This window comes from Labrenzia sp. THAF82 (assembly GCF_009363435.1).
Lineage (GTDB): Bacteria > Pseudomonadota > Alphaproteobacteria > Rhizobiales > Stappiaceae > Roseibium > Roseibium porphyridii.
Map to the genome: position 1 here is coordinate 3306945 of NZ_CP045354.1, position 26577 is coordinate 3333521.

A 26577-nucleotide genomic window follows, 5' to 3' on the forward strand; every position below is an offset into this window, starting at 1 on the left:
GGGGAGATGAACATGGCTGTCGATCCGCGTCAGACGCCAGGCACTGCTCCGGCCGCGCTTGAACTGTCCGGCATTACGCGCAGCTTTGATGAAGGCGATCGGCAATTGCACATCCTTCGGGGAGCTAATCTTCGGATTGAGCCCGGAGAAATGGTAGCTCTCGTCGCGGCTTCAGGAACCGGTAAATCGACACTTTTGCATATCGCGGGTCTCTTGGAGCGCCCGGATGAGGGTGATGTATTTCTCGGTCCCGTCAATTGCTCCGAACTCTCTGACGCGGAGCGCACCACGATCCGACGAAATGACATTGGTTTCGTCTACCAGTTTCATCATCTGTTGCCGGAATTCACCGCCGTTGAAAATGTGATGATGCCGCAAATGATCCGTGGCTTGCCGCGCAAGGAGGCTGCCAATAGAGCCGACGAGTTGCTCAAATACATGAGGTTGGGCGACCGAGGCAGTCACCGGCCGTCGGAACTCTCAGGCGGGGAACAACAGCGCGTTGCAGTCGCGCGGGCGGTGGCGAATGCTCCGCGCATTCTCCTTCTCGATGAACCGACCGGGAACCTTGATCCCAAAACAGCCAGTTATGTTTTCGAAGCGCTTTCCGCACTGGTACGTGCTTCAGGTGTCGCGACGCTCTTTGCCACGCACAATCTTGAACTGGCTGGTCGCATGGATCGCGCTATCACACTTGCGGATGGCCAGGTCAAAGACCTTTAGCCGGGTCAAGTCTTCCAACTTTAGAGATGATTTTTCAGGACACGATGCCGAATTGAGGCAATCGGCATTGCTTTACTGTGCCTGGAACAAAGCAAAAACCTCAGGTTTTCATCGAATTTGATTTGCCTACTGACAAGAGGAACAAAAAGGGCTTGCAAAAGGAACAAAAATAGAACATGATCTCATCAACGTTAGGTCAGGTCTGGAGAATGAAATGTTCTATATCGCTCGTGACTTTGCAGCTTTTGGTTCGCTTGTTTGCTTCTGCACGACACTTGCTGTTTGGGGTGAAGTACTTTTCTCCGCAGGTTGAGGCCGGTAACTGAGCGCTGCTGTGCGCTTTGTCGAAGAATATCAGGATTGCGGACGGTGGTGTCCGGCTGAGGTTTGCGCCTTTCGCCAATAGAAAGAACAACGGTAACAACCGGGTTGATGGCTCGACAGAGCCCTCGCAAAGCGTTTCACTTGTGTGCTGATTCTGAACGGGCGTGCGAGTGCATCAATGACGAATTCCGAAACCTCAACTGGTGGCGCCAAAGCGGGTGTTGGAGCAGCTTCAGGCCCTGGGTTTGTACATTTGAGGGTTCATTCCGCATTGTCCCTTCTTGAAGGGGCTCTGCCCATCAAGAAGCTTTTGGATCTTGCAAAGGCAGACGAACAGCCGGCAATGGCTGTTGCAGACACCAACAATCTCTTTGGCGCGCAAGAGTTCTCCTCGAAGGCATGGGGAGCCGGTATTCAGCCGATTACTGCCTGCCAATTGTCAATTGCATTTGAAGACGGGCTTGAGAGCGGTCGCCGCGGAGAGCCAGCCCTTGCGGATCTGGTTCTGATTGCAATGACGGAGACCGGATACGGCAATCTCATGGAATTGTCGTCGCGGGCCTTTCTGGATACGGAAACCGGATTGCGACCGCATGTGTCGCTAGAGTACCTCCTTTCAAAGTCTGAGGATGTCATTGCCCTCACAGGCGGTGCTTATGGTCCGATTGGAGCCGCGCTTCTCGCGGGTCGCAAGGATTTGGCAAAATCGCGTTTGCGGCAGATCTCAGACGGCTTTCCCGGACGCTGTTATGTGGAGTTGCAGCGGCATGGCATGGATGTCGAGCGCAAGACCGAAGATGCGTTTCTGGATCTAGCCTACGAGCTGGATTTGCCTCTGGTCGCAACAAACGAAGCTTTTTTCCCGAAGCGCGAAGATTATGAAGCGCACGATGCGCTGATCTGCATATCCGAAGGGCGCGTGCTTATTGAGGATGACCGCAGACGCCTGACACCTGAACACTATTTCAAAAGCCGCGCAGAAATGTGCGCACTGTTTGCCGATCTGCCTGAAGCGCTCTCATCGACTGTTGAAATTGCTCGTCGTTGCAGTTTCCGGCCGATGAAACGGGACCCGATCCTGCCGCGATTTGCCGGTGCGGATGCTGACCCGGAAGAAGCAGAACATGCAGAAGCGGAAGAGCTCAAAAAGCAGGCTCGGGAAGGACTGCAGGCACGGCTTGATGCTCACGGTCTTGCTCCGGGTCTTGAGGAGAAGGACTATTGGGACCGGCTCGATTATGAGACCGGTATCATCGAACGTATGAAGTTTCCCGGCTATTTCCTTATCGTTGCCGACTTCATCAAATGGGCCAAAGGCAATGACATTCCCGTTGGCCCGGGTCGTGGGTCAGGAGCTGGTTCGCTCGTTGCCTGGTCGTTGACGATCACCGATCTCGATCCGATGCGCTTTTCGCTGCTCTTTGAACGGTTCCTCAATCCGGAACGTGTTTCGATGCCGGACTTTGACATCGACTTTTGCCAGACGCGCCGTGAAGAGGTCATCCGCTACGTTCAGGAAAAGTATGGCCGCAAGCAAGTGGCTCAGATCATCACCTTTGGTTCGCTGCAGGCGCGTGCGGTCTTGCGGGACGTCGGCAGGGTGCTGCAGATGCCATACGGTCAGGTAGACAGGCTATGTAAGCTTGTGCCTGCCAACCCGGCCAACCCGGTAACGCTCGCCCAAGCGATCGAGGATGAACCGCGCCTTCGCGAAGCAGCAAAGGAAGAGGAGATTGTCGAGCGCTTGCTTGGCATGGCGCAGAAGCTTGAAGGGCTTTACCGCCATGCCTCAACGCATGCGGCTGGTGTGGTGATTGGCGACAGACCCCTTGAAAAGCTGGTGCCGCTTTATCGTGATCCGCGTTCCGATATGCCGGTTGCTCAGTTCAATATGAAAATGGTTGAAGATGCCGGTCTCGTAAAATTCGATTTCCTGGGTCTGAAAACACTTACTGTCATCGACACTGCGGTGGAGTTGATTGAGCGTCGTGGGGTCAATGTCGATGTCGCCGGTTTGCCTATCGACGACATCAAGACCTATGAAATGCTCGCCCGAGGCGAAACCTTCGGTGTGTTCCAGCTGGAAAGTCAGGGCATGCGCCGCGCAATCGCCGGTATGAAGCCAGACCGCTTTGAAGACATTATTGCGCTGGTGGCGCTTTACCGGCCGGGACCGATGGAGAACATTCCGGTCTACAACGCGGTGAAACACGGCGAGCAAGACCCGGACTGCTTGCATCCGTTGCTAGAACCGATCCTGATGGAAACCAATGGCATCATCGTCTACCAAGAGCAGGTGATGCAGATTGCACAGGTGCTTTCCGGGTACTCGCTCGGCGAAGCGGACCTTCTACGGCGGGCAATGGGCAAGAAAATTGCTGCCGAAATGGAGGTTCAGCGTGCGCGTTTTGTCGATGGTGCTGTCGAACGTGGCATCAACAAGTCACAGGCCGGAACAATATTCGATCTGGTGGCGAAGTTCGCGAACTACGGATTTAACAAATCCCACGCTGCGGCCTATGCGCTGGTCTCCTACCATACAGCCTGGTTGAAGGCGAACCATCCCGTCGAGTTCATGGCGGCTTCCATGACACTTGACATGGGCAACACAGACAAGCTCGGAGACTTCCGCCAGGAAGCGCGCCGCATGGGTATCGAAATTGTGCAGCCGTCCATTAACCGCTCACAAGTCTTTTTCGATGTTGCCGATGGCAAAATCCTCTATGCGATGGGCGCGATCAAGGGCGTCGGCGAGCAAGCTGTTGAACACATTGTGGAGGCGCGTGGCGACGCGCCGTTCAAGAGTGTCGGCGATTTTGCCAGACGAATTTCACCGCGAGCACTCAACAAACGGACATTAGAAAACCTGGTTGCCGCTGGTGCTTTCGATGAGTTGGAGCGGAACCGGGCAAAGGTTTTCGAAGGGCTGGATCGAGTCATGGGCTTGGCGCAACGAACGGAGGAAAACAAGACGCTCGGCCAGGATGAACTGTTCGGCGCCAGCGACAGCGAAGAGCCGTTGCAACTGGACGAAGTGCATGGATGGACCAACGAGGAAAAGCTTCAGCGGGAGCACTCCGCCATTGGGTTCTACCTTTCAGCACATCCGATCGACGAATACGCACCAATCCTTGAGAAAATGAGGGTTCAGCCTTGGACGCAATTTGCTGAAGCAGTCAAGAAAGGCGCCTCGGCGGGAAGACTTGCAGGGACGGTCGTCTCAATGCAGGAGCGTAAAACCAAGACCGGCACACGCATGGGGATCGCGCGTTTGTCAGATGCGACAGGTCAATACGAAGCCTTGCTGTTCAGGGAAAAGCTGGAACAATTCCGCGATGTCCTTCAATCCGGCAGATCCGTTGTGGTTCTGGTTGGCGCAGACATGCGTGACGATGAACCTTCGTTGCGGGTTGAACAGGTTGATCCGATCGACAAGGTGGCCGCACGTCTTCAAAAAAGCATGCGTGTCTTTGTTCGTGACGAACGTCCGATCCGAAGCCTTGCCAATCAACTGAAGGTCCGCGGGGAAGGGGACGTGACAGTCATCGTGCTTCTGGAAAACGGGGCACGTGAAGTGGAAGTCAAGCTTCCCGGAAGGTTCAGATTGTCCCCGGAAATCGCAGGCGCGCTCAAGGCTGTTCCAGGTGTAATGGACGTACAGATGGCGTGATCGCGACGCTTGAAACAATTGGACAGTCTGGGCGAAACCGTTGAACACCAGTCTGTGCTCTAGTCGATTTCCACACTTTCGATCAATTTCGGAATTTGGTCGGCTGCGAGGTCGACAAAGGCCCTTACAGCAGGGCGCATCAGCCGCTGGGGCTGATAGACCAGATGCACCGGGACGTGGCGCGCAAACCAATCAGGAGCCACTCTGGAGAGTTGGTTGGTTCGAAGAGCTGGCGCTGCAATCAATTCAGGCAAAACGACGATGACATCACTCGCCAAAGCAGCCTCTAGTAACAACCACGGGTTCATACAAATGAGGCGTGGTTTTACGGCGAAGGATCGGCTTTCGCCATCGGCGGAACGAAGTTGCAGTGTGGGTTCGGGTTTCATGCCTCTGTGAAGGAGCGCCACGGGCAAGTCGCTGAGATCTTTCAGGTCTAGATCCGGTGCTCCACTACGCCGATAGAGTCCTGCACGTACTGTTCCGAGATTTCTAGCAACAAGCGTATCGTCAACAATCGGTCCGACCCGTATTGCAGCATCATAGCCTTCTTCCGCCAGGTTTATATGACCGTCGGCGAGGTCAATATGAAGGTCGCAGGCCGGGAATTGGGCAAGGAATTTACTGACAATCGGGCTCAGAAGAGCTTGTCCGAAGATCGTTGGCGTTGTGATCCTGATAGTGCCGACGGGAGCATCGCGCATAGACGACAATGACGTTTCTACTGCCTCTACTTCCGAGATCATTCTCTGTGCGTGATTTACAGCCAATGACCCGGCTTCCGTTGGGCATACGGATCGTGTGGTTCGGTCAAAAAGACGCAAACCGGCCCTGTCTTCCATGCGCATAATGCGGCGGCTAACCGTAGCCGGCGGTATGCCGAGCGCTTTGGCGGCTTCTGCAAAACTCAATCGGTTATGCAGCTCGACCAGTATCCGCGCGTCAATAAGGTCTTCGATGATCATTCCATTTTCATCACTATTGAGATGCATTTGTTGCTGCTAGTCGCATTGATGCAATTGTCTATATCGCGTTTTGAGCTCGGGCCTCAACGCGCAATGCGCTGTTTGCCTGGCTCTGTCTCAACCGAAGTGTGGTCAACTTTCTGGCCTTTCACACTTCAAAACGCAGGAATTAGTGAATGACCCTTCCAACATCCGAGCTCACCCCTGACAATTGCGTTTTCCTCATGATCGATCATCAGGTCGGGCTCATGCAGTTTCTGTCCTCGATTGACCCAATGCTGCTCAAGAACAACATTCTTGGTCATGCGAAAACAGCCAAGGCAATGAACATTCCTGTTGTAATGGGAACGAGTTGGCCACAGGGCCCGAATGGCCCGACCATGCCTGAGTTAAAGGCGTTGTTTCCGGAGGTTGACGTGATAGACCGGCCATTTGTCAATTTCTGGAACGATGAGGCCTCTCGGGAAGCCGTCCGTGCAACTGGGAGGAAGAAATTGGTCATCTCCGGACTTGCAACGGAGGTTTGCGCCGCATTCCCAGCAATCGCGGCCTTGCGCGAGGGGTATGAGACTTACGTGGTGATGGACGCAAGTGCTGACTTCAACCCCTTCATACAGCAGGTCACGATGACCCGACTGGCGGCGGCTGGTGCGATTGTGACAACGTGGGTCGCCGTTCTTGCTGAACTATCGGCCAACACGCAAGTGAACGGGCAGCATATCGGGCGGTTGCTCAGCGAGCATATGGGTCAATATCAAGCCGCCATGAACAATTTCCTTGGAACGGCTGCAAATGCGACTGAAGTCCGCGAAGGTGTCGGGCTTACCGGCAATCCACCGATCCCAATGGCGCTGTAACACCAGATCTGACGCCGCCGAGGCACGAGTTTTATAAAATTGTCTCGGCGGCAGTCTTTTCGAAACGGTCCTTCCGGTTCAGCCGATCTCAAACGGTCCAGATTTTTGTTGAAACTGTTGGGTCTGATGCGCAGCAGCACAGTTTCGTCTCAAGGATCAAAAAGGTCTATTGCTCAAACGGTTCTACGCGTTTGATACGCCAAACGTTGTCGGATCCGAGCAATTGTTTGAAGTCTTCAGGCTCCAGCTGTGAAAAAGTGGAATAGGTCTCCATGACCGCTTCGATTGACGAGGCTTCTTGAACAAAACGGGTTCGTTTGAAACTTCCCGGGTAAGCTTTTTCGCCAATTTGGTCGAGGAAGTCTTCGGAAAAAACATAGGCTCCATCGAAATCGACCGAGGCAAGGATTGCCCCGTTAAACTCTGCGTGTCCAAGGACTGCGTCTTTGAAGGTCGACCCGCTCAGATCCGCCCCGCTGAAGTCTGTTCCCATGAGCGTTGCCCGGTTGAAGTTTGCAGCTGTGAGCCGAGCGTTTTCGAACCAGACGAATTGCAGGAATGCGTCGGTGAGATCAATACCGCTCAGGCGGGAAGACAGAATTTCAGAAGTTGAAACGACTGGGGGAAGAGCAAGTTCCGGCAGCAGCGAAGAAAACCGCGCGGATTCAATGCGTGCTTCGCGCAAGATCGCGTTTTCAAGATTTGCTCCCTGAAAATCAACTTCTGTGAAATGGCTCCTTGCGAGATCGGCATACGCCATCTTGCCATTTTGAAAACTGAAGGGACCAAAGAAGAAATCGCGTAATGCGGCGTGCGAAAGATCAAGTCCATAAAAGTTCAGGAATTCAAATGACCTGATACCAGAGCGCACAAGCGTGTCCAGAAGCTGACCACGTTCGGGGCTGTAACTGCGCGCAACCAAAGCTCGTGCTTCGGGAGCGTCTTGCCAGTTCCCTAAGCGGGCCATACGCGCAAACGATTTCGGGAGTTCTTCACGCCGCCGCTGCATGGCGTCCTTTATCGCGCTTTGTACGCTGCCGAAGTCGTCTCCGGCGTCCAGATATCTGTATGGCTTGGAGGCTTGCGAAGATGCAACGATACGCATGATGAGGCTTTGATTGAGATCTTTGGCCGGATCAACAATCGGTATCTTGTCAGCGGCAACATCACCCGTTGAAGCGTTTGCGCTTTCCGGCTGTGCCGCAACCTTGTCCATCACGTCGCCAAGCAGAGCGGCAATCCGGGTGATTTCAACGGCAATCGCTGCGTTTCGGGCAGCTTCTGCAAGCTCGACTTGCTGGTTCAGCAGTGCAGTCTGTTCCTCAATGCGGACATTCTGACTGGCAATCAATTCATTTTGCCTGAAAAGGAGCGCCGTGCCGGCGAGGGCTGCCAACGAAGCAATCAGACCAGTCAGCGAAGCGATGATCCACCGGCGGGCCGTGATCCAGCTATATCTGGCCAGTGTCAACTGGACCAGTTCGCGGGCCGCATGAGTTGCGCCTTCAGGATCTCTGTCAATGGCTTTCTGGGTAACGCGGGACAAGGGTTCGGCAAACATGTCGAGCCGGGATTCCGCAATGCCGAACAAGCTTGCCATCAACTTGCCGCGGAACACGTAAAGGCCAAGACCCGTCAGAACAATCAGGGTCACGAGAACAACGAATCCGGCTAGCACGTGCGTGAAATAGACTTCAAACAGGTCAAAGCCCGAAAAGGCCAGAAAGAAACCGGCAGCGATTCCGAACAGAAAAAACAAGATGCCGAAACTGAAGGAATGGGTCTTTCGGTTCAGACGTTCTGTTTCGGTCGCCGCCATTCCTGCTGTGTCTTCATTTTCATCCATGGGCGTACTCCGGAACGGTCCAGATGAGACAGAAAAGCGCTTGGCTTGCTATTCATCAGAGCGCTTGGCTCGCAGGCCAAATGATTTCGACACGAATACCTCCCGGCTCAAGGCACATCATATGCATGCGCGGTCCGCCTGAAAGCAACTCCGGCTCGAATTCAACGTCGACGCCGGGCCAATTGCGAATTTTGTCAGCAAGGTCAAACAGACTTTCCCTAGTCGGCACTTCGAAGGCAACGTGATGCAAGCCGATATTGGATTTGCGATCAAATGAAATCACGTGTTTGGAAGTATCTGCCTGCCAAAGTGTCAAGCGGCATGTGCCGTCAGAAACAGTAGTGCGTGGATAGCTGTCGTCTTTGGCCAGCAGTGACCAACCGAGTGCTTCCGTGAAAAACTCGGTCGTGTTGGTGAGGTCCAGAACCGTCAGGCCCAGATGGTTTATGCCTTGTGTTGTCAAGAGAACCCTTCCACTCGTCAGATTGGTTCAAAAATCTTGTTAAAATAGCTCTTTTGCAGGTCAAGGTTTGCGACCTGGGTTCGTAATCTATCCAAGTGCTTGGTCAGGTCGAGTTTGAAATTGCACAATCATTGCCTTGAAGCCAAAGAAATCCGGTGCTTAGGCCTTGAAATAAAATTTCTTCCCAACTATAAGGCGCCCATTCCACACGCAAGGGGCGGAAACCGAGCTTATCGGTGTCCATCCGGTGGTTGAGGGAAAGTTTCCTTCGGCCCAAACCCTCTTGCGGAGGTTAAACCGGAAAACTCAGGAGTTTAAGGGCCATGTCTTTGCCCGATTTCACCATGCGCCAGCTGCTTGAAGCAGGTGTGCACTTTGGTCACCAGAAACACCGTTGGAACCCGCGCATGGGTCAGTACATCTTTGGTGTGCGCAATGATGTTCATATCATGGATCTGTCTCAGACCGTTCCGCTTCTCCACCAGGCTCTGAAAGCTGTGTCTGACACAGTTGCTGGCGGCGGCCGTGTTCTGATTGTCGGCACCAAGCGCCAGGCACAGGAAGCAGTTGCTTCTTCTGCGCGCAATTCCGCACAGTACTTCGTGAATGCACGTTGGCTCGGCGGTATGCTGACCAACTGGAAAACGATTTCTCAGTCCATTCAGCGCCTGCGCAAGCTGGAAGAAACACTTTCTTCCGACGCCGCAAACGCTTTGACTAAGAAAGAACGTTTGTTCATGGACCGCGAGCGCGAGAAGCTTGAGCGGAACCTTGGCGGTATCAAGGATATGGGTGGTATCCCGGATCTGATTTTCGTAATCGATACCAACCGCGAGTCCATTGCCATCCAGGAAGCCCGTCGTCTGGGTATTCCGGTTGCCGCGATCCTCGATTCCAATTCCAGCCCGGATGGTATCACCTATCCGGTGCCGGGCAACGACGATGCAGGTCGTGCGATTTCGCTTTATTGCGATCTGATCGCCCGCGCAGCTATCGACGGTATCTCCCGTGCACAGGGTGCTTCCGGTATGGATATCGGCGAAGCCGAAGAAGCTCCGGTTGAGGAAGTTCTTGCAGCTGAAGAAGCTCCAGCTGAGGCCGCACCAGCGGAAGAAGCTCCGGCTGAAACCGCACCGGCAGAAGAAGCAGCTGCAACTGAAAAGGCTGCTGCTGAAGCTTAAACAGCGTTTCGCCGCGGGTTATCGCGGCGAAAACTTGTTGAATTCGCAAGACGGTCCGCAATTTTTTGCGGTCCCGTCATAAAGGCGCGGCAGGCCATCGGCTAAACCGCATCTTATCTGAAACCCCCATCCACGAGGCAATCGATGAGCATTACCGCTGCGATGGTAAAAGAGCTCCGTGAGAAATCCGGCGCTGGCATGATGGACTGCAAGACCGCTCTGACTGAATCAGGCGGTGACATGGAAGCGGCTGTTGACTGGCTTCGCACCAAGGGTCTGGCCAAGGCGGCCAAGAAGGCCGGCCGTGTGGCCGCTGAAGGCCTGGTCGGCGTTGCTGCTGACGGCAACAAGGCAGCAGTGATCGAACTTAACTCCGAAACCGACTTTGTCGCCCGCAACGAAGGCTTCCAGGAGCTAGTCTCCAAGGTCGCCAAGGTTGCAATCGGCACAGACGGTTCGGTCGAAGCACTTGGTGCTGCGGATCTTGACGGTAAATCTGTTGCAGATTCCGTTACTGATGCGATCGCGACGATCGGTGAGAACATGACTTTGCGTCGTTCAGCTGTTCTGAGCGTGAACGAAGGCACGGTGTCCACTTATGTGCATGGCCAGGTTGCTGAAGGTCTGGGCAAGATCGGTGTTCTTGTTGCGCTGGAATCTTCCGGTGACAAGGCAAAGCTGAATGCACTTGGCCGCCAGATTGCGATGCATGTCGCTGCAACAAGCCCGCTGGCTTTGAGCACGGACGAGCTGGACCAGGCTGTTGTCGAGCGCGAAAGAACGGTTTTCTCCGAGCAGGCGCGTGAATCGGGCAAGCCTGAAAACATCATTGAAAAAATGGTGGAAGGCCGTTTGCGCAAATTCTACGAGGAAGTTACCCTCGTGAAACAAGCCTTCGTCATCAACCCGGATCAAACGGTTGAGCAGGCTGTTGAGGCGCTTGCAAAAGAACTCGGCACTGACGTCAAGCTTTCCGGCTTCGTCCGCTTCGCACTCGGCGAAGGGATTGAGAAAGAAGAGCAAGACTTTGCCGCAGAGGTGGCGGCAGCCACCGGGCAGTAAGCTCAAGAAAAAGCGCCGGCAAGACCGGCGCTTTTTTTTTAGGAAGACAATTTTCTAGACGGGGGCACCCATGACGAATTCTTTGCGTTGGAAACGGATCCTTCTGAAACTCTCCGGTGAAGCGCTTATGGGCTCCCAGGCTTTTGGAATTGACCCGGCCATTGTGCAAAGGATCGCCAAGGAAATTGCTGATGCGGTGGCTCTCGGGGCACAGGTTGGTGTTGTTGTCGGTGGCGGAAACATCTTCCGCGGTGTCGCGGTTGCCGCAAAAGGTGGAAACCGTGTAACGGGTGACCACATGGGCATGCTTGCAACGATCATGAACAGCCTGACTCTGGCCGATGCCCTGCGCCGCCTAAAAGTGAATGCGCGTGTTCTGTCGGCTGTTGCCGTTCCATCCATCTGCGAGACGTTTTCCCAGCGTGTGGCGGATCGCTACATGGAAGATGGCGATGTTATTGTGTTTGCCGGCGGCACGGGCAACCCGTTTTTTACCACCGACAGTGGCGCCGCACTGCGAGCTGCGGAAATGAAATGCGACGCCTTCCTGAAGGGGACGCAGGTTGATGGTGTCTATTCGGAAGATCCCAAGGTCAATCCTGACGCGGAGCGTTATGAAACGCTTGGCTACGAAGAGGTCATTTCGCGCAATCTGAAGGTTATGGATACGACTGCGATCGCGCTAGCACGCGACAATTCCATTCCAGTGATCGTATTTTCCATTCACTCACCTGGGGCACTGGTCAGCGTGCTTCAGGAGACCGGCACCTACACAGTCGTGGGTGACTGAAAGATTTAATCTCTTTCCCGAGCCAAGCTCTTGTGTTTCAGCGCGTTTATGCCATGTTGACGCGCGCCGAGACTCTATTCAGCCAAGATGAAAACAATAGTGAGGACAAAATGTCGGTAGAAGGTGTCGATCTGGATGATTTGAAGCGCCGCATGCAAGGAGCTCTTTCGGTGCTGAAGACCGAATTCGCTGGCCTTAGAACCGGCCGCGCATCTGCTTCCATGATGGACCCGATCTCCGTTGACGCCTATGGCCAGGCGATGCCGCTCAACCAGGTCGCAACCGTTTCTGTGCCGGAACCGCGCATGGTCGCAGTTCAGGTCTGGGACAAGAGCATGGTTGCCGCTGTTGAAAAGGCAATTCGTGAATCGAACCTTGGGCTCAATCCTGTTGTCGACGGCCAGTTGCTGCGTTTGCCAATTCCCGAGCTCAATCAGGAGCGACGCCAGGAACTGATCAAGGTCGCACACAAATACGCTGAAAATGCCAAGGTGGCGATCCGCCATGTGCGCCGGGACGGTATGGACGACGCGAAAAAAGCTGAAAAAGACGGCGAAATCTCTCAAGATGACAGCCGCGCAGCATCGGATGAAGTGCAAAAGCTGACCGATACGATGATCGGTGAAGTGGATGCGATGCTTGAAAAGAAAGAACAGGAAATCTCTCAGGTCTGATTGGCCTGACCTGTGAGGTGAGGACTCCCATGAGCGTCAGTCCGGACCATACTCCGCACACTGTTTCAGCGGATGGTTCCAGCGGAAATCTGCCTCGCCATGTTGCGTTCATCATGGACGGCAACGGGCGATGGGCGACTGCGAGAAGCCTGCCTCGAACCGAAGGACACAGGCAGGGTCTGGAAACCTTGCGCAGCGTTATTCGTCACTCGGGACGGGTCGGCATCGAAGTGGTGACGATCTACAGTTTTTCTTCAGAAAACTGGAGTCGGCCCGAGGCGGAAGTGTCTTTCCTGATGGGACTGCTACGCCGATTTGTTCAGCGAGATTTGAGCGAGTTGCACAAGTCCAACGTTCGCATACGCATCATTGGCAATCGTGCGGATCTCGAGCCAGGCATTCTTGCACTTTTGAATGAGGCAGAGGACCTGACGAAAGAAAACACCGGTCTCAATCTGGTGGTTGCCTTCAACTATGGATCCAGAGCGGAAATCGTCAGGGCTGCACAGAGCCTTGCCGAAAAAGTTGCTAAAGGAGAGCTTCAGGCGGGTGACATTTCGGAGACCGCTCTGACGGAGGCTATGGACACCGCAGGCTTGCCGGATCCCGATCTCATTATTCGAACCAGCGGCGAAATGCGTCTTTCAAATTTTCTGCTTTGGCAGGCCGCCTATTCTGAATTTTATTTTTGTGACAAGAATTGGCCAGAGTTCTCGGAAGCCGATTTCGACAAAGCTCTTGCCTGCTTTGGCAGCCGCCAACGCCGCTATGGCGGACTTGACGCCAAGGCGTCGCTGTGACGTCTGGCGTGCAACATGGCAAATCCTGAAACCTCCGGGAAAAAACTCTCCGATCTTGGGCTTCGACTGGCATCGGCACTTGTTCTTGGACCGCTTGTTCTCTTCATTACCTATTTGGGGGGCATCGCCTTTTTTGCCCTGATGTTGCTCGCGGCCACGCTGTTTTTGTGGGAGTGGTTTTCGATCACAGGTGCAAAGCATCGTTCGGTGCCTGCGTTGATCGGTTTTGCAAGCCTGACTGGATTGTCGGTTCTGGTGTATTTCGATCTGGCGACCACAGGGCTGGGGCTGATTTTGATCGCAGCGCTGGTTGTTTTTGGCGCGAACGGTTTTTCAAAAGATGGCAGGTGGGCTGGGGAGGGCGTGCTTTATAGTGGCCTGTCCCTGTTTTCGCTTCTCGTCCTTCGTGAAGGAACCGTTGGTCTTCTGTTCGCGTTTTTCCTGCTTTTCGTAGTTTGGGCGACAGATATCTTTGCCTATTTCACAGGAAGAGCTCTTGGTGGACCCAAGTTGTGGCAGAGGGTTTCACCTAAGAAAACATGGTCGGGCGCAATTGGCGGTCTGGTGTTCGCCTGCCTTTTTGGGGTCGGCGTTGTCTATTGGGCCGGTGAGAGTGACCTTGTGCTCTGGTGCCTTTTGGCAGCCATGCTTTCCGTGGTTTCGCAAGCAGGCGACCTGCTTGAATCTGCGATCAAAAGACGGTTTGACGTGAAAGATTCCAGTCGGCTCATCCCTGGGCATGGTGGCATCATGGACCGCATCGATGGATTGGTTGCGGCAGCGATCTTTGCCGTAATCGCGGGACTGGTTAGCGGAGGTACGCTCGCGGACCCAATTTCGGGATTTGGATTTGGTTGAGCGTGAGGAACTAGATGTCGGCCAATACTGAAGCAGCAAAAAGTGCTGCGCCGATCCGTATTATTGTCCTGGGCGCGACAGGATCAGTCGGTCAAAGTCTTGCGGATATTATCGAGAGAAACCCGACGCAGTTTGAGGTCGTGGCTCTGGTGGCCAACCGCAACGCGGCCGCGTTGAGCGATTTGGCAAAGCGGCTCAATGCGCGCTCTGCGGTTCTTGCCGATGGCCGCAAATATGATGCTCTGGTCGAGGCGTTGCATGGCAGTGGCATCGATGCCTCTGCAGGATCTGAGGCAGTTTTGGAAGCGGTTGACCGCCCAGCTGACCTAGTGGTCGGTGCGGTCGTTGGTGCAGCCGGACTTGAGCCAACAATGGCGGCAATCAAACCGGGACGCAGGATTGCGCTTGCAAACAAGGAATGCCTTGTCTGTGCTGGCGATCTCTTCATGGCCCGTATTCGGGAAAACAACGCTGAGCTGCTCCCTGTCGACAGCGAACACAATGCCATCTTTCAGGTTTTTGAAACCGCGCAGGTCGATCTGATCGAAAAGGTCATTTTGACGGCATCGGGTGGTCCATTCAGGACCTTTTCGATGGAAGAGATGAAAACCGTAACGCCGGCTCAAGCGTTGAAGCACCCAAATTGGGAAATGGGTGCCCGCATTACAATTGACAGTGCAACCATGATGAACAAAGGGTTTGAAGTTATTGAAGCTTCGCATCTTTTTCCGGTTCAGTACGAGCAGTTGGGTGTGTTGGTACACCCGCAGTCGGCCGTACACGGGCTTGTTCAGTACAAGGATGGGTCGCTTCTTGCTCAGCTTGGTAGCCCGGACATGCGCACACCTATCGCCCATTGTCTTGCCTATCCAAAACGGATGGACGTTCCGGTAAAAAGGCTCGACCTTGCTGCTCTTGGAACACTGAGTTTTGAAGAGCCGGATTTGGAGAGATTTCTTGCCCTGCGCCTGGCGCTTGAAGCAATGAAGGCCGGAGGCGGTGCACCGGCAGCTTTGAATGCGGCCGATGAAGTTGCGGTGGAAGCATTCATGTTGGGGCAAATCGGATTTCTTGATATTCCTGCTGCTATTGAAGCTGTTCTTGAAAAGTTGAACGCAGAGGGAGCCCTGACGTCTGCATCTTGCGTTCAAGATGTGCTTCTGTTGGATGACGCTGCCCGGAAACGGACGAGAGAATGGGTCGACGCCCGGAGTAACTAGGCCAAAACTGGCTCAATCATAGCTGCGGAAAATTTTCTTCGACCATTAACACGCCGTAATTTTCCTTTTAGTACAGTGCACTGACGCATTTGCAGCCGTGCAGGATCGGAACCCTTGATGGACTTACTTTTTTCCGCGTATTCACTCTTGGTCGGAACGATCATTCCCTTCTTGTTTGTGCTGACTGTTGTGGTGTTCTTTCACGAACTCGGCCACTTCGCAGTTGCCCGCTGGTGCAACGTCAAGGTTGACGCGTTTTCTGTTGGCTTCGGACGGGAGATTTTTGGCCGAACCGACCAAAAGGGTACCAGATGGAAGCTCTGCATGATCCCTCTGGGTGGCTATGTGAAGTTTGCAGGCGATGAAAATGCCGCAAGCGTTCCAAATCGTGAACTGATTGCACAATTGAGTGAGGAAGAGCGAAAAACGGCGTTCATAGCAAAGCCTGTGTGGCAGCGGGCCGCAATTGTTGCTGCCGGTCCGATTGCCAATTTCATTCTTGCCATCGTTATCTTCGGGGCTCTGTTCATGGCGATCGGCAAACAGGGGACACAGCCCTTGATCGAAGAAGTTTTTCCGGATCGGGCTGCAGCGCGTGCCGGGCTTCAGGCCGGCGATATGATCACTGAAATCGATGGCCGAAAAATCGAGACTTTCGGAGAATTGCGCCAGATCGTGCTCATGAACGCCAATACTCCTCTGGTCTTTGAAGTCGATCGTTACGGCAAACCGGTCACGTTGACGGTCACGCCTGATGCACGGGAGAAAGAAGTCTTCTTCGGTGAACGCCAGGTGGCGGGCGATATTGGCCTGCGAGGCACCGCAAACCCGGAATATTTGGTGCGGATCAAGTACAGTCCGTTGGGTGCTATCGCGGAAGGCACGCGTGAAACCTACCGGATCATGGAAGGTACAGTCAGTTACATCTGGGGCGTCATCACGCAGCGCCAGTCTGCCGATCAGCTTGGCGGACCAATCCGAGTGGCTCAGATTTCCGGACAGGTTGCCGATCTTGGTATCTTGCCCTTGATCTCACTTACCGCGGTTCTTTCCGTCAGCATTGGGCTCATCAATCTGGCTCCGGTGCCAATTCTCGACGGTGGGCACCTGGTCTTTTACGCCGCGGAAGCCTTGCGCGGAAAGCCGCTGAGCGAAAGGGTTCAGGATGTGGGATTCAGAATCGGTTTAGGCTTGGTACTTATGCTGATGGTCTTCGTTACATGGAAGGATATCATGCGGCTTGTAACCACCAATTCCTGATTGCCGTGACATTGACGCAACGTCTTCAGACTAAATCGCTTTCAGGCGGGAAGGGCTGTTGCGTTATCGGGAAAAACCTATAAAACGTTCGTCGGTTCCGAGAATCTACAGGGGTGATGTGGATTCCGGAAAGGGGTATTTAAAAAAAGGCATAGCGCAATAATGCAGCGATTGCAGAAACTTACACGGGCCGTTCTGTTTGCGGTTGCCGTACTGTCGATTGGGTCAGTTTTGCCGCAATCCACAGGGTTGAAGTTGTTTGTTTCAGAAGCTCAGGCAGCGGTTGCCCGGAGCATCGACGTTCGGGGTAACACCCGTGTCGAGGATGAAACCGTTATCAGTTACATGACCATCGTTCCCGGGCGCAACTACAGCGCTTTCGATGTCGATGAGTCATTGAAGGCACTGTACGCGACTGGTTTGTTTGCCACCGTTGAGATCACCCCGCGTGGCAGCCTGGTTGTTGTAACCGTCACGGAAAACCCGATTATCAATCGTGTTTCCTTCGAGGGTAACCGGAAAATCAAGGACGATGCGCTGGCAACAGCCGTTCGTTCGCAGCCGCGTTCGATGCTTTCTCGCGCCAAGGTTCAGGCCGACGTGCAGAACATTCTGGAAGCCTATCGCCGCTCCGGTCGGTATGGCGCTTCCGTCGATCCTCAGATCATTGATCGTGGCCAGAACCGTGTTGATCTCGTGTTTGAAATCAACGAAGGCGCAAAGACCGGTGTTGAACGGATCAGTTTCATCGGAAACCAGTCTTTCAGCGACGGTCGCTTGCGTGATGTTATCAGGACCCGTGAAAGCGGTCTTCTGAGCTGGTTGCGCAGCACTGACACCTATGACCCTGATCGCCTCGCTGCGGACGAGGAGTTGCTGCGTCAGTACTACAACAAGAAGGGTTATGCTGACTTCCGGATCGTTTCGGTAAGTGCGGATCTGGACCGTGAGCAGAACATTTTCTATGTCACCTTTACGGTCGATGAGGGTGAGAAATACGAAATCGGCGATGTTGAAATCGTTTCGACGATTTCAGATGTCGACCCTGAAGAGCTGCGCCGTCTCGTTCGTACGCGCAGCGGTCAAACCTTCAATTCACTGCGTGTCGAGCAGACGGTTGAAGACATCACATTGCGTGTTTCCGAAGAAGGTTATGCCTTTGCTCGCGTTCGTCCGCGTGGTGCACGTGATTACGACAACAACACGATTTCGCTGATCTACTACATCGAAGAAGGTCCTCGTGCGTATGTTGAGCGTATCAACATCATCGGCAACGACCGGACGCGTGAGTTTGTCATCCGTCGCGAATTCGATATCGCAGAAGGTGATGCTTTCAATAGAGCTCTTGTCGACAAGGCGGAGCGCCGGTTGAAGAACCTCGGCTTCTTTGAGCGTGTGTCCATCACGACCCAACAGGGCAGTGCAGCCGATCGCGTGATCGTCAACGTCCGTGTTGAAGAAAAGCCGACGGGTGAGATCTCCTTCGGTGTCGGTTACTCTACAGTTGATGGCGTGGTTGGCGACATCTCGCTGACTGAGAAAAACTTCCTTGGCCGCGGTCAGTTTGTGAAGATCGCCGTAGGTGGTGGTACGGACACGCAGTCTTATGAGTTCCGTTTTGTCGAACCTTTCTTCATGGGTCGGCGTGTCGCACTGGATCTGGATCTTTACCGAAAAGTGGATGATGCCAACGACTACCGTTCCTTCGACCAGAAGAAGACCGGTGGTGGTTTTGGCTTTACGCTGCCACTGCGTGAAGAAGAGCTGACGGTTCGGCTGTTCTACAGTATCTTCCAGGAGAAGAACTCGGACCCGGACAACCAGTCGACCAACATCAACAACTGTAACACGGCTAATTTGTCGCTCGCTGTCTGTGACTCACTCGGTACCTACCTGACATCGCTGGTCGGCTACGAGTTGCGTTACAACACCCTGGACCGCCTTATTGATCCGACCGATGGTGTTTATGCTTCCTTTGGTCAGGAATTCGCAGGTCTTGGTGGCGACAGCTACTACATCCGCACCGAAGCACAGGCTCGCGCCTACAAGGAAATCCTGGCTGACTATGGTCTGGTTGGTAGCCTCTCCATTCGTGGTGGTAACATCATGGCGATCGGCAGTGAGCGTCTGCGCGTGTCCGAACAGTTCATGCTCGGCGGCACACTGGTTCGCGGCTTTGAGAACCAGGGTATCGGCCCACGCGATGCGACGACAGAAGACTCCATTGGTGGTCGCTTCTTCTTCGCAGCGACAGCCGAAACCAGGTTCCCGTTCCCGGTGCTTCCGAAAGAGTTCGGCCTGTCCGGTGCCGTCTTTGCCGATGCAGGTTCGCTTTGGGATGCCGACAGCGATCTTGTGAATTTGGTTGAAAACAACGGTGGCCGGATCGACTCCAACGAGTTCTCGGTTCGCGCATCCGTCGGTGCGGGTATCCGCTGGCAGTCACCATTTGGCCCGCTCCGTGCCGACTTCGCTTATCCAATAGCGAAAGACGATGCGGATAAAACCCAGGTATTCCGCCTGAGTGGTGGTACGCGCTTCTAAATCGCGGTCAATTAGGTTAGATATCGGCCGCCGATCTTATCGGCGGCCGTTTTTGTTGGCTGGCAACAAGGATAAGATGATGTCCGAGCCAAAGTTTTTCAGTGCTCCAGAAACCGTTTCGCTGGGTGATATCGCGACCTGGGCAAAGGCCGAAATTGAAGTGGGCAGTGAAACACTCGAAGTCACCGGCGTCGCGCCACTTGAGGATGCCACGCCCGGAAGTTTGGTGTTTTTCGACAATACCGCTTATTTGAAGCAGCTGGAGACAACCAGCGCTGCTGCCTGTCTTGTTGGCAAGCGCCACAAGGGCAAGGTTCCGGAAGGCGTTGCTGTTCTTGTTTGCGCTGATCCCTATCGATCCTGGGCAATGGTGCTGGCCAAACTTTTTCCCGACGCGATGATTCCGGCCGACCGAACCAAGGTCTTCATCTCTGATCGCGCCTTTGTCGACCCGGAGGCATCTCTGGAAGATGGGGTCACCATAGAGCCAGGCGCCGTTATCGGTAAGGGTGTTGAAATAGGCTCTGGAACCGTGATCAGGGCCAACGCGGTCATTGGCAGCGACGTAAAAATTGGCCGAGACTGTGTGATAGGCCCGAATGCGACTGTCCAGCACTCTGTATTGGGAAATCGCGTTTATTTGCATCCCGGTGTGTGTTGCGGTCAGGATGGTTTCGGCTATGCCATGGGCCCGCAGGGGCATCTGAAGGTTCCTCAGGTGGGCCGTGTCATTATTCAAGACGATGTCGAAGTCGGTGCCTGTACGACGATAGATCGCGGTGCAAATCGCGACACAATGATCGGCGAAGGTACCAAAATCGACAATCAGGTACAGATTGGACACAACGTAGTGGTCGGGCGCCACTGCGTTCTTGTTTCCCAGGTTGGTCTGTCGGGGAGCTGCACACTGGAAGACTTCGTCGCAATTGGCGGTCAGACTGGTGTTCGTGGCCATGTAAGGATCGGCATGGGAGCTCAGGTTGCTGCGGTCAGCGTCGTTAGCGAAGATCTTGCGCCCGGTGGGCGGTATGGCGGAACACCTGCCAAACCCGTCAAACAATGGTTCCGCGAAGTGGCTGCTGTCAGAAAACTTGCAGAGCGCGGCAGTGGATCGTAAACGGTAAAATCATCAAGGACTTTGCGGCATTGAAGCGCCGAGGGGCTATTATGGAAAACGCGGAAAACAAAACACTTGTCAGCGCAGACATCATGAGGATCATGAAACTGCTGCCGCATCGTTATCCCTTTCTGCTGATTGACAAAATCGTCGATATGGACGGTGACAACAGCGGAACGGGTATCAAGAACGTTACCATCAACGAACCGCATTTCTCTGGTCATTTCCCAGAACGGCCGGTCTTTCCCGGTGTGCTTCTGATCGAAGCGATGGCACAAACGGCAGGAGCCCTGTGTGTACATGCACGCGGAGACGATGCGCCGCCGCAGCTGGTTTATTTCATGACGATCGACAAGGCCAAGTTTCGCAAGCCAGTCGAGCCTGGTGATCAGGTCCATTTTCACGTGAAGAAAATCAAGCAGCGTTCGAACATCTGGAAATTCGATGCCGTGGCCATGGTCGACGGTAAAAAAGTGGCAGAAGCAGAAGTCAGTGCAATGCTGGTAGATGCGTGAGGATATATGACTGAAATTCATCCGACGGCTATCGTCGAAGACGGTGCCGTAATCGGCGAGGGTGTTCGTATCGGCCCTTATTCAACGGTTGGCCCGAACGTGAAACTTGCTGAAGGCGTGACACTCGAGTCGCACGTCGTTGTGACGGGGCATACGAGCGTTGGTCCGAACTCGCATATCTTCCCGTTTGCCAGCATCGGGCACAAGCCTCAGGATCTGAAATTTTCCGGTGAAATTACCTATCTGGAAATAGGTGCCAACAACCAGATCCGCGAACACGCGACCATGAGCCCCGGTACGGAAGGTGGCGGTGGTGTCACGCGTGTCGGAAACAATTGCCTTTTCATGATGGGAACACACGTTGGGCACGACTGTTTGGTCGGCGATTACGCGATCCTGGCAAATAATGCCACCCTCGCGGGGCACGTGGAACTGGCGGATCACGTGATCCTGGGAGGGCTGAGCGCAATTCGGCAATGGTCACGGATCGGGACCGGCGCCATCGTTGGCGGCATGACGGGTGTCGAGTTTGATGTCATTCCATTCGGCTCTGTGATCGGTGATCGTGCCCGACTTGCGGGACTGAACCTCATTGGACTGAAGCGTAAGGGTTTTCCGCGCGAACAGATCCACGCGCTGAGGGCGGCTTATCGAGAGTTGTTTGAGAGCGACGAAGGGACGCTACGCAGCCGGGCGGAGGCGCTTGCTGCAGGACAACCCGATCAGCCATTGGTCAAGGTCGTCACAGATTTCATCCTGGAAAAGGAAGATCGCCGGTTCTGTACACCGCGCAGCGATGACTGATCCAATGAGTGGAGGAGCCAACCAGCACGCAGCAAGATTGGCTCTGATTGCCGGGAACGGAAGCCTGCCTTGCCAGATAGCCGATGCGCTTCAAAAGGCAGGACGTGAGTTCCGAATTGTTGCCATCAAAGGCGAGGCCGACCAAAAAACCCGTGATCGCGCACAAGCTGAACTGGGCTGGGGCGAGATCGGACGTTTATACAAATTTCTCAAGTCCAATGGATGCAGAGAAATTCTGTTGATCGGAGGCGTTTCCAAGAGGCCGGACTTCACGTCAATTCTCGGCGATTTCGGAACCTTGAAGCGTTTGCCGACGATTATTCGTGCTCTTGCGGGTGGTGATGACAGCCTTTTGACAAAGGTTATCCGTCTGTTTGAAGTTGAGGGGTATCGCGTCGTGGGTATCAAAGATGTGGCACCACAGCTGCTTGCGGCGAGCGGTGTCCTTGGTAACCGGCAGCCAACAGATAGTGATTGGCGTGATCTAGAACTCGCGCTGACAGCCACGCGTAAACTTGGTGAACTGGATGTCGGACAGGCGGCTGTCGCTGTCGGTGGGCGCGTTGTGGCGCTTGAGGGCGCCGAGGGTACAGACGCAATGCTTGAGCGTTGTGCAGACTTGAAACGCAACGGTCGGATCAGAGGTCGTGGTCAGTCCGGAGTTCTGGTCAAATCTGCAAAACCCGGCCAGGATCTTCGTGTCGATCTGCCAACAGTTGGACCAAGAACGATCGAATTGGCCGCCGCTGCTGGCCTTTCCGGCATCGCTGTTGAGGCTGAAGGAGCGTTGATTGCGGAAAAGGATGACACGCTGAAAAAGGCGGATACCGAAGGTGTCTTCCTTGTTGGGTTCGATGGTGTCCAATGCGGCGAGATTCCCGATCCATGACAGGCACCATGCCAACCGTCTGCCTTGTTGCTGGTGAGGAGTCCGGCGATCAGCTCGGTTCAGAGCTGATGAAAGCGTTGAATGCCAAACTTGGAACGGGAGTGCGATATTGCGGCGTTGGCGGTGAACGCATGACGTCGCTTGGATTGACCAGCTTTTTCAATATGAGCGACGTGTCGGTGATGGGGTTGACGGCGGTCCTGGCGCGTCTGCCGTTGATCGTGAAAAGGGTCTATCAGACTGTCGATGCCGTGATTGCAGCAGATCCCGATGTTCTGGTGATCATCGATAGCCCTGAATTCACTCACAGTGTTGCCAAGCGCGTGAGAAAATGTGCCCCTCATATCCCGATAGTTGGTTATGTTTCGCCTTCTGTGTGGGCCTGGCGGCCCGGACGGGCCAAGAAAATGAGCGTTTATGTGGATGAACTCCTCGCGCTCTTGCCGTTTGAACCTGAAGCTCACGAGAAGTTGGGCGGACCGACTACACACTACGTTGGCCATCCATTGAGCGAAAATGCCAATGAGCTTCGCCCTTCAGATGGTGAGCGTGAAGATCTCGATCGGCCGGGCAGGGTGTTGCTGGTGCTTCCAGGTAGTCGAGGCAGCGAAATAGACAGGTTGCTGCAAGACTTTGGCAAGACGGCTGCACTGGTAAAGCAGGAATTCCCCGATCTGAAGATCGTTCTTCCGGCAGTTTCTCATTTGGAAGAAAGGATCCGGGAAGGCGTTGCTGATTGGCCGGTCAAACCTGAGATCGTGACAGGACTTGACGCGAAGAAGGCCGCATTCCGAAAAGGACATGCGGCACTGGCTGCTTCTGGCACGGTCTCGCTTGAGCTTGCACTTGCAGGCGTACCTATGGTGGTTGCCTACAAAGTTGACTGGTTCTTCAGGCGCCTCAAGGACCTCAACCGAATTTTCAAATTCTCAAGTGTTGATTCCTTCGTGTTGCCAAATATCATTTTAAAGAAAAAGGCCATTCCAGAGTTTCTGGATGATGAGGTTCAGCCACGCGTCCTGGCACAGCATTTGTGTGTGCTTTTACGAGACGGAGAGGGCCGTAAGGCCCAGATCGCCGATCTTGCACGTCTGGACGATGCAATGCGTCTTCCTGAAGGGTATAGCCAAAGCGCTGCGGCGGCTGATGTCGTTGTCAGTGCAATGAGTACGTGACTGACTGGTTTGCGACCGCCCGCCTGATTTTCAAACAAAAAGAGACCCGGACAAATAGCCCGGGCTGTTGTTGAGGCTGGCTCTTGCTGCAGAGCCTCGTTGGGTCAGGCGTTGGCGACGTTGTCGAGGAAATGTCCGACTTCCTGCTTCAGGACATCGGTCTTGTTGGACAGCTCACTCGATGCACCGAGAACGAGATTTGCATTCTGACTCGTTTGCGCAACTGCCTGTGACAGATCGGACATGTTTGTCTTCACTGAACCCGTACCTTCGGCTGCCCGCTGAACGTTGACCGAAATCTCGTTGGTGGCAGCGCCTTGCTGTTCGACTGCGGTGGCGATTGTGGACGTGTATTCATTGACCTCGTCCATGGTTTCCGTAATTTCAGCGATAGCAGTAACGGCGTCTTTAGTGGCGTTCTGAATTTCGGAAATCTGCGAGCTGATTTCCTCAGTCGCCTTTGAGGTCTGTGTTGCGAGTTCTTTCACCTCTGCTGCGACAACCGCAAATCCCTTTCCGGCCTCTCCAGCACGTGCAGCTTCAATGGTTGCATTGAGTGCGAGCAGATTGGTCTGCTCAGCGATTGCCTGAATGAGGCTGACAACTTCACCGATCTTGGTTGCTGCTGTAGACAGTCCCTGAACCTTTTCATTTGTTATCTGGGTGCCTTCTGTCGCCCGGTTGACGACCTCGGTCGTCTGATTGACCTGGCGGGAGATTTCCGAAATCGAAGCTGCGAGTTCTTCAGCGGCGCTGGCAACCGTTTGCACATTCTGAGTTGCTTCATCGGTCACGCCGTAGGTGCTGTCGGCAAGACTGGAGTTTTGGCCTGCAATCGAACTGAGATCTTGCGCTGTGCCGTCAAGCGTCTGTGCGGTATCAGCAACGGATCCGAGCACTTCCGTAGCTTTATCCCGAAACCCGGAAATAAGCTCTTCAACCCGAGCTTGCCGTTCTGCACGAAGGTGCTGCTCCTGTTCTGTCTCCGACTGCAATCGGACACGCTCTACGGCATTGTCACGGAAGACCTGCAATGTACGTGTCATATCGCCAATTTCGTCGCCACGTGTGGTGCCGTCGATTTCGACATCCGTGTCGCCTTCCGCAAGTCTGGACATGGTCATGGTGGTACGACGAAGTGGCCTTGTGACCGCGAAATTCAACGCGATTGCCATGCCAACTCCAGCAAGAACCGCTGCCAGAAGCGCCAAACTGATTACGCCCAAGGCGCTCGTGCTGGATGCTTGTGCCGCAGCGCTCTGATCCGCTGAAATCGTTGAAATCTGCGTTTGAACGGTGTGCGAGTGTTCTTTCAACGTCGCGATCTGATCGGCGAGTTGAAACTGGTTCATCGCCAACTCGGTGAAGCTTGACCCGAAGGTCTCCACTGACGTTTTGACAACCGGGATCTGGTCAGCGATTGACGGGAAGTCCTTGGCGCTTTTTTCAAGACGCGAGGCGAGCTTGGTCAGTCCGGCAATTCCATCGGTTACCGATGCTTGAGTGGTCTCATTTGGCGTCAGCAGGAAATAGAAAGCCGCTGCCTTGACTGCGTTGGCATCTGCCTCAATTTGCATGACGGTGTCGGCAACACTGTCGGCCACATAAAAGCGCTTGTTGATTTCGTCCGCCTGGGCATAAACGTTGTCGATCGCAACATTTGCTTGGGTTCGGATTTCCTTCACACTCGCGACAAGCTGTCCAAAACCCTCTTTGGCGGCATCCGTCAGGTCAAATATCTTTATGTAGTCCTTGGTTTCGGAGAGTTCCCCAAGTGTTTGCTTGATCTCTTCGGTTCTGGCAGCAAGGTCCTGAAACTTGGAAGGGTCAACGCCGTCAAAACTGTTGGCTGCCATTTCCTTGGCCGTTGGGACCATTGCAGAGACCCGCTCTGAAATCTCTGCCAGTTGTTTGGCGTTGTTGGCAGCTGCATTGAACAGGTTCTGCAAAGTCAGCGCTTCTTCCTGAAAGCCTGCTGCGGCCTGGCCAACCTTGTTCGCCAAAACCAGTGTCTTGCGGGCGTTGCTTTCGTCCATACTGACGCCGTCACGTGCCATCAGCGCCTTGCCGAGGATCTGTGACGCTGTCTTTTCAAGATGTTCAACAGCACCGTCCAGTTGGGACTGCTTTTCACCCTGGGTTTGGGTCAGCCCGACCACCTTTTCAAAGGCGTCCTTAAACTTTGTCACCGCGGATGCGGCTTCCGCCACGGGAATCTGGGCCTGCGGATCGCCCTTCAATTGCCCCTCGAGGATCTGCAAATTCTCGCTGAGCGCTCCAATATCAAGAAGCGTTGCTTCTGCCGATTGAATATCCTGGGTGGACAGAAAATTCTCGCGTTTTGAAGCAAGGTTTTGAAGTTGTGCAATTGTGGATGTTGATTGTTTGGCAACTTCCATCCTTTCGGAGAGGGTCATCACACTATATGCGCCCACACCGCCCACAATCCCGGTCAGTGCAATAACTGCGGCAAAACTACCGCCAACTTTGATGCCAAATTTAAGATCGGAAGCGAATTTCAGGAAATGCATTTCAACCCCTTGAAGTCCCCAGCGCGAATTGCGCAAACTTACTTTCAAGAAACCTATTCAGTGTTTCCTTATTATTTGTAAATGGGAATAAATAACCGAAAATACTACCTTGAGTATAAATTAATACTATTTGTATTACAGTATTCAATTCTACTAATAAATTAGTATAAGAAAATTCCCCTTAAACAACTGGCTTCTGTTTTCAGATTTTGAATTGAGAAGGAATATCGCTTGAGTATCGGCCGTGAAAATCTGCCGATTGAAATTTTTACTTGTCACAACATTCTCCTGGGAAAATCTATTTCTTGA

The 26577-nt window shown here is 53.9% G+C and carries 21 protein-coding genes; 17 read left to right on the plus strand and 4 right to left on the minus strand.

The window, feature by feature from the left end; all coding sequences use genetic code 11:
* Positions 1-6 precede the first annotated feature (6 nt).
* Together FIV00_RS15555 and dnaE are read left to right on the plus strand one after the other, a co-directional pair.
* Positions 7-723 carry an ABC transporter ATP-binding protein gene (locus FIV00_RS15555; RefSeq protein ID WP_152501595.1) on the plus strand — a complete coding sequence of 239 codons (717 nt, stop codon included), beginning with the start codon at positions 7-9 and terminating at the stop codon, positions 721-723.
* A 502-nt stretch (positions 724-1225) separates the two neighbouring features.
* On the plus strand, positions 1226-4717 hold the full coding sequence (dnaE, locus tag FIV00_RS15560) for a DNA polymerase III subunit alpha (RefSeq protein WP_152501596.1): 3492 nt from the start codon (positions 1226-1228) through the stop codon (positions 4715-4717).
* Between the two features lie 59 nt (positions 4718-4776).
* Here dnaE and FIV00_RS15565 read toward each other — a convergent pair whose 3' ends face one another.
* On the minus strand, positions 4777-5709 hold the full coding sequence (locus tag FIV00_RS15565) for a LysR family transcriptional regulator (protein WP_152501597.1): 933 nt from the start codon (positions 5707-5709) through the stop codon (positions 4777-4779).
* A gap of 149 nt (positions 5710-5858) precedes the next feature.
* On the opposite strand from FIV00_RS15565, the gene FIV00_RS15570 reads away from it, so the two are divergent.
* Positions 5859-6539, plus strand: a complete 681-nt coding sequence (locus tag FIV00_RS15570; protein ID WP_152501598.1) for an isochorismatase family protein — start codon at positions 5859-5861, stop codon at positions 6537-6539.
* Positions 6540-6705: 166 nt separating this feature from the next.
* On the opposite strand, the gene FIV00_RS15575 is transcribed toward FIV00_RS15570, so the two are convergent.
* Positions 6706-8385: a pentapeptide repeat-containing protein gene (locus tag FIV00_RS15575; protein WP_152501599.1), complete on the minus strand. Its 1680-nt coding sequence runs from the start codon at positions 8383-8385 to the stop codon at positions 6706-6708.
* Between the two features lie 55 nt (positions 8386-8440).
* Positions 8441-8848: a VOC family protein gene (locus tag FIV00_RS15580; RefSeq protein ID WP_152501600.1), complete on the minus strand. Its 408-nt coding sequence runs from the start codon at positions 8846-8848 to the stop codon at positions 8441-8443.
* Positions 8849-9171: 323 nt separating this feature from the next.
* On the opposite strand from FIV00_RS15580, the gene rpsB reads away from it, so the two are divergent.
* The 14 genes from rpsB (at position 9172) to lpxB (ending at position 23737) form a co-directional block, all read left to right on the plus strand.
* A complete protein-coding gene (rpsB, locus tag FIV00_RS15585; protein ID WP_152501601.1) occupies positions 9172-10029 on the plus strand; it encodes a 30S ribosomal protein S2 in 858 nt (285 codons plus the stop codon).
* 144 nt (positions 10030-10173) lie between these two features.
* On the plus strand, positions 10174-11091 hold the full coding sequence (gene tsf / locus FIV00_RS15590; protein ID WP_152501602.1) for a translation elongation factor Ts: 918 nt from the start codon (positions 10174-10176) through the stop codon (positions 11089-11091).
* 70 nt (positions 11092-11161) lie between these two features.
* On the plus strand, positions 11162-11881 hold the full coding sequence (gene pyrH / locus FIV00_RS15595; RefSeq protein WP_152501603.1) for a UMP kinase: 720 nt from the start codon (positions 11162-11164) through the stop codon (positions 11879-11881).
* A gap of 110 nt (positions 11882-11991) precedes the next feature.
* On the plus strand, positions 11992-12555 hold the full coding sequence (frr, locus tag FIV00_RS15600) for a ribosome recycling factor (protein WP_152501604.1): 564 nt from the start codon (positions 11992-11994) through the stop codon (positions 12553-12555).
* Between the two features lie 113 nt (positions 12556-12668).
* Positions 12669-13355: an isoprenyl transferase gene (locus FIV00_RS15605; protein ID WP_371419587.1), complete on the plus strand. Its 687-nt coding sequence runs from the start codon at positions 12669-12671 to the stop codon at positions 13353-13355.
* Positions 13356-13370: 15 nt separating this feature from the next.
* Positions 13371-14213, plus strand: coding sequence for a phosphatidate cytidylyltransferase (locus tag FIV00_RS15610; RefSeq protein ID WP_152501606.1), 843 nt, complete (start codon positions 13371-13373; stop codon positions 14211-14213).
* Between the two features lie 14 nt (positions 14214-14227).
* Positions 14228-15433, plus strand: a complete 1206-nt coding sequence (gene dxr / locus FIV00_RS15615) for a 1-deoxy-D-xylulose-5-phosphate reductoisomerase (RefSeq protein ID WP_152501607.1) — start codon at positions 14228-14230, stop codon at positions 15431-15433.
* 117 nt (positions 15434-15550) lie between these two features.
* Complete coding sequence (gene rseP, locus FIV00_RS15620; RefSeq protein WP_152501608.1) at positions 15551-16693, plus strand: RIP metalloprotease RseP; 1143 nt, start codon at positions 15551-15553, stop codon at positions 16691-16693.
* 162 nt (positions 16694-16855) lie between these two features.
* A complete protein-coding gene (bamA, locus tag FIV00_RS15625; RefSeq protein WP_152501609.1) occupies positions 16856-19237 on the plus strand; it encodes an outer membrane protein assembly factor BamA in 2382 nt (793 codons plus the stop codon).
* A 79-nt stretch (positions 19238-19316) separates the two neighbouring features.
* The gene (lpxD, locus tag FIV00_RS15630) at positions 19317-20354 is read left to right on the plus strand and encodes a UDP-3-O-(3-hydroxymyristoyl)glucosamine N-acyltransferase (RefSeq protein ID WP_152501610.1); all 1038 of its coding nucleotides are present in this window, start codon (positions 19317-19319) and stop codon (positions 20352-20354) included.
* A gap of 50 nt (positions 20355-20404) precedes the next feature.
* Positions 20405-20869 carry a 3-hydroxyacyl-ACP dehydratase FabZ gene (gene fabZ / locus FIV00_RS15635; protein WP_152501611.1) on the plus strand — a complete coding sequence of 155 codons (465 nt, stop codon included), beginning with the start codon at positions 20405-20407 and terminating at the stop codon, positions 20867-20869.
* A gap of 6 nt (positions 20870-20875) precedes the next feature.
* A complete protein-coding gene (gene lpxA, locus FIV00_RS15640; RefSeq protein ID WP_152501612.1) occupies positions 20876-21673 on the plus strand; it encodes an acyl-ACP--UDP-N-acetylglucosamine O-acyltransferase in 798 nt (265 codons plus the stop codon).
* Positions 21674-21677: 4 nt separating this feature from the next.
* On the plus strand, positions 21678-22562 hold the full coding sequence (locus FIV00_RS15645; protein ID WP_152501613.1) for an LpxI family protein: 885 nt from the start codon (positions 21678-21680) through the stop codon (positions 22560-22562).
* The gene (gene lpxB / locus FIV00_RS15650) at positions 22559-23737 is read left to right on the plus strand and encodes a lipid-A-disaccharide synthase (protein WP_152501614.1); all 1179 of its coding nucleotides are present in this window, start codon (positions 22559-22561) and stop codon (positions 23735-23737) included. The genes FIV00_RS15645 and lpxB overlap by 4 nt, the downstream gene beginning before the upstream one ends.
* Positions 23738-23841: 104 nt before the next feature.
* Here lpxB and FIV00_RS15655 read toward each other — a convergent pair whose 3' ends face one another.
* Positions 23842-26316: a methyl-accepting chemotaxis protein gene (locus FIV00_RS15655; RefSeq protein ID WP_152501615.1), complete on the minus strand. Its 2475-nt coding sequence runs from the start codon at positions 26314-26316 to the stop codon at positions 23842-23844.
* Positions 26317-26577 lie beyond the last annotated feature (261 nt).

Coding starts and splice junctions, on each gene's coding strand:
- FIV00_RS15555 (WP_152501595.1), top strand. CDS start 7: ATGAACATGGCTGTCGATCCGCGTCAGACGCCAGGCACTGCTCCGGCC.
- dnaE (WP_152501596.1), top strand. CDS start 1,226: ATGACGAATTCCGAAACCTCAACTGGTGGCGCCAAAGCGGGTGTTGGA.
- FIV00_RS15565 (WP_152501597.1), bottom strand. CDS start 5,709: ATGCATCTCAATAGTGATGAAAATGGAATGATCATCGAAGACCTTATT.
- FIV00_RS15570 (WP_152501598.1), top strand. CDS start 5,859: ATGACCCTTCCAACATCCGAGCTCACCCCTGACAATTGCGTTTTCCTC.
- FIV00_RS15575 (WP_152501599.1), bottom strand. CDS start 8,385: ATGGATGAAAATGAAGACACAGCAGGAATGGCGGCGACCGAAACAGAA.
- rpsB (WP_152501601.1), top strand. CDS start 9,172: ATGTCTTTGCCCGATTTCACCATGCGCCAGCTGCTTGAAGCAGGTGTG.
- tsf (WP_152501602.1), top strand. CDS start 10,174: ATGAGCATTACCGCTGCGATGGTAAAAGAGCTCCGTGAGAAATCCGGC.
- pyrH (WP_152501603.1), top strand. CDS start 11,162: ATGACGAATTCTTTGCGTTGGAAACGGATCCTTCTGAAACTCTCCGGT.
- frr (WP_152501604.1), top strand. CDS start 11,992: ATGTCGGTAGAAGGTGTCGATCTGGATGATTTGAAGCGCCGCATGCAA.
- FIV00_RS15605 (WP_371419587.1), top strand. CDS start 12,669: ATGGACGGCAACGGGCGATGGGCGACTGCGAGAAGCCTGCCTCGAACC.
- FIV00_RS15610 (WP_152501606.1), top strand. CDS start 13,371: ATGGCAAATCCTGAAACCTCCGGGAAAAAACTCTCCGATCTTGGGCTT.
- dxr (WP_152501607.1), top strand. CDS start 14,228: ATGTCGGCCAATACTGAAGCAGCAAAAAGTGCTGCGCCGATCCGTATT.
- rseP (WP_152501608.1), top strand. CDS start 15,551: ATGGACTTACTTTTTTCCGCGTATTCACTCTTGGTCGGAACGATCATT.
- bamA (WP_152501609.1), top strand. CDS start 16,856: ATGCAGCGATTGCAGAAACTTACACGGGCCGTTCTGTTTGCGGTTGCC.
- lpxD (WP_152501610.1), top strand. CDS start 19,317: ATGTCCGAGCCAAAGTTTTTCAGTGCTCCAGAAACCGTTTCGCTGGGT.
- fabZ (WP_152501611.1), top strand. CDS start 20,405: ATGGAAAACGCGGAAAACAAAACACTTGTCAGCGCAGACATCATGAGG.
- lpxA (WP_152501612.1), top strand. CDS start 20,876: ATGACTGAAATTCATCCGACGGCTATCGTCGAAGACGGTGCCGTAATC.
- FIV00_RS15645 (WP_152501613.1), top strand. CDS start 21,678: ATGAGTGGAGGAGCCAACCAGCACGCAGCAAGATTGGCTCTGATTGCC.
- lpxB (WP_152501614.1), top strand. CDS start 22,559: ATGACAGGCACCATGCCAACCGTCTGCCTTGTTGCTGGTGAGGAGTCC.